This window comes from Leptolyngbya sp. ST-U4, from assembly GCF_039962215.1.
Lineage (GTDB): Bacteria > Cyanobacteriota > Cyanobacteriia > Elainellales > Elainellaceae > Leptolyngbya_A.
This window is the reverse complement of record NZ_JAMPKZ010000073.1, coordinates 1-8,094: the sequence shown is the minus strand read 5'-3', so window position 1 is coordinate 8,094 and position 8,094 is coordinate 1. Positions and strand designations below refer to the sequence as shown.

Here is an 8,094-nt window from a genome sequence, read left to right as displayed (position 1 = left end):
AATCGCGAGTGGTCTGTGAAAATGCGTTTGCTGGAGTCAAGCGTTACAATGCGGTGAGCGCTATCTATCGCAATCGAAAAGCGGAGTTTGATGATCACCTTATGCTAACCGCAGCAGGATTATGGAACTTCTACCTGACTGCGGCATAGGAAGAACTTGAAAGGTCGCATTGGCTAGCTCTGTTCTTATTTCCCGACAACTCTAGTAGCAGCAACCTTTACTTTGCCCGCTTCGGTGGCTTCTGGTACTTCAATCAGCTGACCCGTCTTCACATCATAAATAAAACCATGAACGGGAATGGTTGCAGGGACCAAAGGATGATTCCGAATTCGCTGTACATCAACCCGTACACTTTCAGCTAAATCTCTAAACGTCAGCCAATCAACGAACTGAGCCTCCGCTGACCCCAGACCCTGCCCAATGTCCTGCCAACCAGTCTCGTCAATAACTGCGGTTTCCAGACTTTGGTTGAGCAAACCACGGATAATCTCATCGGTAAAAAGCTGCATGCCGCAATCCGTGTGGTGAATCACAAACCATTCGCGAGTGCCCAGTAGCTTGTAGGAAATCACGAGCGATCGGATGGCATCATCGCTGGCACGCCCCCCAGCATTGCGAATCACATGAGCATCCCCTTCCGCAAGTCCGGCATATTTCGCGGGGTCAAGGCGGGCATCCATGCAGGTCAAAATAGCAAAGCGGCGACCAGGCAGCAGCGGTAGGCTCCCTTTATCACCAAAATCCTGCACGTATTGCTGATTTGCCGCAAGAACTTCATCCAAGATTTGACTCATGTTTGTTTTTATCTCATTCCTTGCAAATCTACGGTAAGTCTACGGGTGTACCGTATTTAACAAATACTACTTTTTCATAGGTTCCGTTAAAATGCAAGACTCAAAAGATACCCAAGTTTCTGTGCCTTCGTCGTGAGGTAAGCAGAGCTGTATATAGCAAAACGTTTTTCCTGCAAGCTCGCTGAGACTGAAGTAGGGACTGTCTGCTGCAACGATTCCATCGGTAGAATAAACCGGGCGATTCTGATAGCGATTTCCCTGCATCATAGGGACAGCAATGCCAGTTAGCCCCTATGATGAGGTCCGTTGCGGATCAGTTTTGCTGCGCGTGCGATATCTAGCAAACGGCAAACCACAAATAAATGCAAAATTTCACTGGTTCTAATGCAGTTGGAAATCGTCGAGTGGATCAAATTAACTCTGCTCAATTGTAGTGATGAGCTTAAAGGTGCGATTGAGAAGGGTAACAATTACTTTATAAGACCAGAACAAATTAGAAGATAGATAAGATATCGCTCTGCTCTGGCTACTTTGAATTCAATCGGGTATTGCTACCTTCCCATCTAGTTCACCTGCCGTCGTCTCCTCCAAATTATCAACATCAGGCTAGTCTCCCTATCTTATTCAAGATGTTGACGTTGCCGTGGCGTCCGGCTCAGCTTCTGCTAGGAACCGCAGCAAGGACAATCCTTCACTCGGTTCTGTTTCAGAAAAACGGTTGAAGCGTGACAAGCTGCTCAGGAACGATTGCTGAAATTAAAGTCGCGATAAAGAAAAGATAACAAATAAAAAGGGAAGTGGCTACAGGGCACGATTCATCCAACGCGGGTTGCCCCTCGTTAATATTTTGTCTCGAAGTCATTTCCGACAAATGCCAAAAATGTAGCCTGAGTGCTTGATCGTTTTAGGACTCTTACTTCATACTACGCTAAATGTACAGTAAGCCGATTGACATTTAGATAATTGAATTGGCAAAGCAAGCATTATGACTGATCCGCTCTGTCAAGTGCTGGCTTATTTATTGGAGGTTCTGGACAATCTCTTTCCCACAATTCATAAGCGTCAACAGTAAGCATTAACAACAAGCATCAATGATGAGGAATTGCTGAGAAAGACTTGCATAACTCAGACTCGTTTAGCAGCTCAGTTTGATAAGGAAGAAGTAATGAATTCAAGTGTTCTTGTTGCACCTAAATCCTTTATATCTAAGCACTTCAACGTTCAACCTGTTGCAGGGCGAATTGGTGCAGAAATTGTAGGGCTGGATCTCAGCTTGCCGCTGGGCGATGAGGTGATTAGTGATATCCGTAAAGCACTCGTTCAATACAAAGTTATTTTCTTTCGGCAACAATCGCTAGACGCATCAGGACAAGTTGCCTTTGCCCGTCGATTTGGCGAGATTACCATTGCCCATCCCACAGTGCCCTCCCTGCCCAATCATCCTGAAATTCTGGACCTCGATTATGGACGTAATGTGAATCGGGCAAACCATTGGCATACTGATGTCACCTTTGTCGATCGCCCACCCCTCGGTTCAATTCTGCGGGCGGTTGAAATCCCTCCTGTCGGCGGGGATACAGTTTGGGCAAATACGGCGGCTGCCTATCAAGATTTGCCTGACCCTCTCCACCCAGTGGCAGATCAACTCTGGGCAGTTCACAGCAACGCCTACGATTACACGACAGGAAGGGTCGATTTGTCTGAGGAGTTCAAGGCATATCGCCGCATCTTTGAATCTACCGTTTATGAAACACTGCATCCAGTCGTTAGAGTTCATCCTGAATCCGGTGAACGAGTCCTGTTTATCGGTGGCTTCGTACGTCGAATTCAAGGACTCTCTCAAACGGAATCCGATGATTTGCTCCGACTCCTGCAAGCCTATGTCACTCGGCTGGAAAATACGGTTCGCTGGCGGTGGCAGGAAGGCGATGTGGCGTTCTGGGATAACCGCGCAACCCAACACTATGCCATTGATGATTTTGGCAAACAACTGCGTCGCGTTCAGCGAGTCACTTTGGTCGGTGATTTCCCCATTGGTATCGACGGCAGACGCAGTGAAGCGATCAAAGGAGATTCTGCCGTTTATCTTCAGGGCATTATTTCGTAGTTTCCCGAAGCAATAATCGCCTTTTCAACACCACAACAGGTCCAACATTCGCTGCCATCTGGACAACAGTAGGTTTAGGACTACTCTGGCAGTTCAATTTATGGCCCTTCAATGGTCTGAGTCAACCGACGAAAGGGATCGTCACGTCGATCGCCAGCTTAGCCATTTCTATATTTCTCTATGCCATCACAGAAGCAATCTTTGGTCGAGAAAATATTGTCCAAGGGCTTTACTGGTGGTTCAACATTCTCTGGGTTCAAGTCTTTTTAATGGCTCCAGGTCTGTATGACGGAATTGGACTCTGGCAGGATAAGCCGAAGAGAGTTTAGTGAGCGGGATCAGGCTGCATTAGTTTCCTAGCAGCGATCAGATTGCAAATCTTCAGCAGCAATCTTCGCAATTCCAAAACCGATCTGCTCACAGCAGTTTCATCTACGAGTTTTCTCAATCATTGAGAAAGCGGTCTCGCTTCAGTCGCTTTGCATAACCTGTAGGAGATTTTTACAATGCCTAACGTTCTGACGATTTCCGGTAGTCCAACTCATCCTTCCCGCACCTATGGGCTGGCGGAATATGCTAATTCCCTGTTACAGCAGCAGGGCTTTCACACCGATACCATTTCAGTTCGCGATTTTTCTCAGGAAGCACTCGTTTACGGACAGTACAATAGTCCGGCACTGGAACCCGTTAATGCGCTGCTGTCCCAGGCTCACGGGATTATTATTGCCACACCGATCTACAAAGCCTCCTATACGGGATTGCTCAAGTCATTTTTCGATTTGCTGCCGCAGCGAGCTTTTGAAGGCAAAGTGGTTTTGCCGATCGCAACGGGAGGAACAATCGCCCACTTGTTAGCGGTGGATTATGCCTTGAAACCCGTGCTGTTTGAACTGAAGGCGCGGCATATTTTGGGGGGTGTCTACGCTGTTGATAAGCAGCTTCAGCTTCAAGCGGATCAAACGGTTCAGGTGGATGAGGAAACCGACCAGCGATTGAAGCATTCTCTAAATGATTTTGTTGAAGCAATCAATCTGCGTCAGGGTCTATCCAACGGCAAAGCCTTTGCAGAAGTGAGCCACTAAATTCTGCTGCGCGTATAAACAAATAATGCTGAGGTAGGTGATCGATCTTCCACAAGTTGACCTCCCACAAAATAATTCCTCTCATCATTCAAGCTCTACGTTTGTTATGTCTAAATCATCACCCAATCATTCCTCGATTCCTTCAATCGATCGCCTCTCAAGCGATATCAGTCCATTTTCATTTGATTCTGTGTCTAGCGCGATCGCGGCACTTCAAGCAGGTAAAGCCATCATCGTTGTGGATGATGAAGATCGCGAAAACGAAGGCGATTTGATTTGCGCCGCTGAGTTTGCCACGCCTGCAATGATCAACTTTATGGCAACCCAGGCACGGGGCTTAATCTGTCTAGCAATGACGGGCGATCGGCTCGACCAGCTTGATTTGCCGCCGATGGTGCAAAGCAACACAGATGCCCACCAAACAGCATTTACCGTTAGTATTGATGCCGCACCGCATCTGGGGGGTTCAACGGGAATTTCCGCCAGCGATCGATCGCGCACGATTCAGGTTGCCCTTGATCCTGCTACTCGTCCCCAGGATTTGAGACGACCCGGACATATTTTTCCGCTGCGGGCACAGGCAGGCGGTGTCCTTAAACGGGCAGGGCACACGGAAGCAGCTGTGGATCTAGCGCGACTGGCAGGACTCCATCCTGCTGGCGTGATTTGCGAAATTCAAAACCCAAACGGTTCAATGGCGCGACTGCCGGAACTGCAAGCTTACGCGAAAACTCATCATCTCGGAATCATCAGCATTGCGGATCTGATTCGCTATCGTCTTCAGTTCGATCGCTTTGTAACCCGTGAAGCCGTTGCGGAGTTACCCACTCAGTTTGGCCACTTTCAAATTTATGGCTACCGCAATGCCCTAAATGGTTCGGAAGCTACGGCGATCGTCAAAGGGAATCCAGAGGAGTTTGAGCATCAGGCTCCACTGGTTCGCGTTCATTCAGAATGTCTGACTGGAGATGCCTTCGGTTCGCTGCGGTGCGACTGTCGCGAACAGCTTCTTACAGCCCTGCAAATGATTGAAGCGGCAAGACAGGGCGTGGTGGTCTATCTACGTCAGGAAGGCAGGGGTATTGGTTTAGTGAACAAACTCAAAGCCTATTCGCTTCAGGATAAAGGACTCGATACCGTTGCAGCTAATGAACGGCTGGGATTTCAGGCAGACCTTCGCAACTATGGCGTTGGCGCACAAATTCTCAAAGATTTAGGGCTACAGAATATCCGCCTGCTCACAAATAATCCCCGTAAGGTAGTGAGCCTGGATGGCTGGGGACTGGCGATCGTCGAACGTGTTCCACTCGAAATTTCAGCAAACCCTTATAGTGCAGCTTACCTGACCACCAAGGCACAAAAACTGGGGCATCTTCTGAGTCTTGCATTCTAATGAACTCGATAGGACTTCAGGCGCATTAATCCTAGATTCAGTGAACTTGGGATCGCTGTACCTGCGGAGAGAAAAGTGTACGCTAAACTCAGGAAGCTTGATAGGGCTGAGTTGGTAGTGTTCTGGACCTGTGGAAGGACTTAGACGGGAAGCCCGAACTCATAGCGGTTTATAAATAACCCAATCACAATGTCATGCATCCACTCCGACTTCGAAAAACAAATCGTCTTGCGTGTCAATCACTTGATCCGAGTTCGTAACGTTAAGTGCTTCCGTTCAATCTTCTGGGTGTAATGCTTGCCGACTTCATGCTGGTCTTCATCCAGCAACCAAGCATAACCACCCCAACCATCCGTGTAAAACTGTTGAATCTCAAAGGGTATCAGCAACTGCATCAATGATTTCAACGCTGCGTCAGTATGGTCAGCTAACCCATAAGCCAGTACTTTACCACTCGCATGATCAATCGCGTGCCATAACCAGCATTGCTGTTTTTTATTGCTCACAAAGCTCCACATCTCGTCCATTTCTGCCTCATCCACTTGCTGGACAATGACTTCGACCTTCTCAGGTTCAGGCAATTGTTCCAGTAGGGGTTGGTTCACTTGCTTCAGGTGGCGAGACTTTTTTTAACTCTTCAATGACTGTTGTGGGGCTAATGCTTAGCACCCGAGCCGTGTCCCGAATGCCACTGCCGTTGACTGCCATATCGGCAATTTGTTGTTTCACTTCTGGCAGGTAGCCCCGGTAAGAGTAATCTCGAATAAAGGTGCTGCGGGAACAATCGGCATTGCGACACTTGTAGCGTTGTTTGCCCTCGGAGGATTTGCCACGTTTGACCCCATCAGAGCTACTACAAGCAGGACAAAGAACAGGCTCTAGAACCATAGGAGCATGAGGGAATAGACGTAGGAACTATTCTCCCTTACTTCCACAGGTCTAGAACACTACCCAGAAGCACTAGCAATTCTATAATTGAAGAATGCAAAAGCTCACCATCACCCGGCCTGACGACTGGCATCTCCATCTACGCGACGGCGCGGCGTTGAAAGCGGTTCTGCCGCACACGGTACGTCAGTTTGCCCGCGCGATTATCATGCCAAATTTGAAACCTCCAGTACGCTCGATAGCTGATGCCGCAGCCTATCGCGATCGCATCCTTGCAGCAGTTCCAGCGGGTCAACAGTTCGAGCCACTGATGACGCTCTACCTTACTGACAACACAAGTCCCGAAGAAATTATCGCAGCGAAAGCAGCTCAGTTTGTCAAAGCGGTCAAGTATTACCCCGCTGGGGCAACAACCAATTCAGATTTGGGGGTGACGGACATTCGCAAGTGCGATCGCGTTTTTGAAGCGATGCAGCAGGTAGACCTGCCTTTACTCCTGCACGGAGAAGTGACCGATCACGATGTTGATATGTTCGATCGCGAGAAGGTATTTATCGAGCGACATTTGCTCCCGCTCAAGCAACGATTTCCCAGCCTGCGCGTAGTGCTTGAACACATTACCACCTCAGATGCGGTGCAGTATGTCCTATCTGCACACAACATTGCTGCAACAATCACGCCACAACATTTGTTATTTAACCGCAACAGTCTATTTCAAGGTGGCATTCGCCCCCATTTTTATTGCCTGCCAATTTTGAAACGAGAGGAGCATCGCTCGGCGCTTTTGCAAGCAGCAACCTCTGGTAATCCTAAGTTTTTTCTAGGCACCGATAGCGCCCCCCATCCTCGGAATAGCAAAGAAAGTTTCTGTGGCTGTGCGGGTTGCTATTCGGCTCTGCACGCCATGGAGTTGTACACAGAAGCGTTTGAGATTGCCGATGCTCTTGATAAACTTGAAGCTTTCGCCAGCTTCTATGGACCAGATTTTTATCAACTTCCACGTAATACTGAACACATCACTTTGACCAAAACGACATGGTGTGTTCCTGATGAAGTTCCATTCACGGAATCCGGACTTGTGCCCTTACGAGCAGGTCAAGAAATGACTTGGCAAATGGCTTGACCCCAGCCTGAGAGCAGTGAATTGATTTAGATAATTGTGTTATCAACACGCTATGCCTTGATAATTGAAGGTTAAAAGGCTTATCCAGGACGCTTTACTGCGCGAAAAGGAACCATTTTAGAGAAGATTAACGACTCAAATCAGCGGCGGCAGACAAACTTGAACTCAGCACCAGCAACTCTCAACCCTCCGCTGCACTGAGGTTGTGTGCGATTCGTTCATCCCAAATGGATAGCAATATTCAGGGACGGATGGCAAGGAACGGAGGATACCGAACCTTGACAACTTGATTACTGTGAGGGTGCAAGTCCCTCTCCCCAGATGCAAGGGGTGACAGCATCATCTCTACGGTAGCGACTGGTCATCAAGCCGTAAAGCGAGATGAAAAAGCGGTCGCTGAAAGCCTCATTCAGTTATCCCGTTGAGCAGGAATCTATGGATAGCGAAAGCAAAGGTGTGTCTGAACTGCCGTGAGTGCAACCCAGCCAAATCAGGCTGATAGGCTGGAGCCAAAAGGCAAAGGATAGGGGCGGGCGTTTACAATTGCGACCCGTATGCATCCCGGTTGTGTCGCAAAAACAGCCGCTGGTAAGATAGACAAGCCCCGTTATGCCTTCTCGCCCTCCGATGGCTACTGCTGCTCTGTTCAAGTGGCGGCATTTCTTGCCTGAAATTATCCTGCTCAATGTTCGTTGGTACTGCCGTTA

At 48.5% G+C, this 8,094-nt stretch carries 5 protein-coding genes and 4 pseudogenes; 6 read left to right on the top strand and 3 right to left on the bottom strand.

The window, feature by feature from the left end; translation table 11 throughout:
- Positions 1 to 149 (top strand): annotated as a pseudogene (locus tag NDA02_RS27860) (IS5/IS1182 family transposase); the annotation flags it as partial.
- Between the two features lie 36 nt (positions 150 to 185).
- On the opposite strand, the gene NDA02_RS27855 reads toward NDA02_RS27860, so the two are convergent.
- Positions 186 to 794 (bottom strand): carbonic anhydrase, encoded by a 609-nt coding sequence (locus NDA02_RS27855; protein WP_348256281.1) that lies wholly within the window; start codon positions 792 to 794, stop codon positions 186 to 188.
- Between the two features lie 1,165 nt (positions 795 to 1,959).
- Between NDA02_RS27855 and NDA02_RS27850 the strand changes: the two genes are divergently transcribed.
- The 3 genes and pseudogenes from NDA02_RS27850 to ribBA all read left to right on the top strand — a co-directional run.
- Positions 1,960 to 2,901, top strand: a complete 942-nt coding sequence (locus NDA02_RS27850; protein ID WP_190791011.1) for a TauD/TfdA family dioxygenase — start codon at positions 1,960 to 1,962, stop codon at positions 2,899 to 2,901.
- A gap of 506 nt (positions 2,902 to 3,407) precedes the next feature.
- Positions 3,408 to 3,983, top strand: coding sequence for an NADPH-dependent FMN reductase (ssuE, locus tag NDA02_RS27845; RefSeq protein ID WP_190791010.1), 576 nt, complete (start codon positions 3,408 to 3,410; stop codon positions 3,981 to 3,983).
- A gap of 145 nt (positions 3,984 to 4,128) precedes the next feature.
- Positions 4,129 to 5,361 (top strand): annotated as a pseudogene (gene ribBA / locus NDA02_RS27840) (bifunctional 3,4-dihydroxy-2-butanone-4-phosphate synthase/GTP cyclohydrolase II); the annotation flags it as partial.
- 155 nt (positions 5,362 to 5,516) lie between these two features.
- Here ribBA and NDA02_RS27835 read toward each other — a convergent pair.
- Positions 5,517 to 5,894: pseudogene (locus NDA02_RS27835) on the bottom strand (IS1 family transposase).
- Between the two features lie 55 nt (positions 5,895 to 5,949).
- Entirely contained in the window at positions 5,950 to 6,264 is a 315-nt protein-coding gene (locus tag NDA02_RS27830) for an IS1-like element transposase (RefSeq protein ID WP_242067225.1), read from the bottom strand.
- A 94-nt stretch (positions 6,265 to 6,358) separates the two neighbouring features.
- Between NDA02_RS27830 and pyrC the strand changes: the two genes are divergently transcribed.
- Both pyrC and NDA02_RS27820 read left to right on the top strand, forming a co-directional pair.
- Entirely contained in the window at positions 6,359 to 7,387 is a 1,029-nt protein-coding gene (gene pyrC / locus NDA02_RS27825; protein WP_190791008.1) for a dihydroorotase, read from the top strand.
- Positions 7,388 to 8,014: 627 nt separating this feature from the next.
- Positions 8,015 to 8,094, top strand: a pseudogene (locus NDA02_RS27820) (IS6 family transposase); the annotation flags it as partial.

Bases quoted from the DNA above. Each gene is read 5' to 3' on its own strand.
- NDA02_RS27855 (WP_348256281.1), bottom strand. From the start codon at position 794: ATGAGTCAAATCTTGGATGAAGTTCTTGCGGCAAATCAGCAATACGTG.
- NDA02_RS27850 (WP_190791011.1), top strand. From the start codon at position 1,960: ATGAATTCAAGTGTTCTTGTTGCACCTAAATCCTTTATATCTAAGCAC.
- ssuE (WP_190791010.1), top strand. From the start codon at position 3,408: ATGCCTAACGTTCTGACGATTTCCGGTAGTCCAACTCATCCTTCCCGC.
- NDA02_RS27830 (WP_242067225.1), bottom strand. From the start codon at position 6,264: ATGGTTCTAGAGCCTGTTCTTTGTCCTGCTTGTAGTAGCTCTGATGGG.
- pyrC (WP_190791008.1), top strand. From the start codon at position 6,359: ATGCAAAAGCTCACCATCACCCGGCCTGACGACTGGCATCTCCATCTA.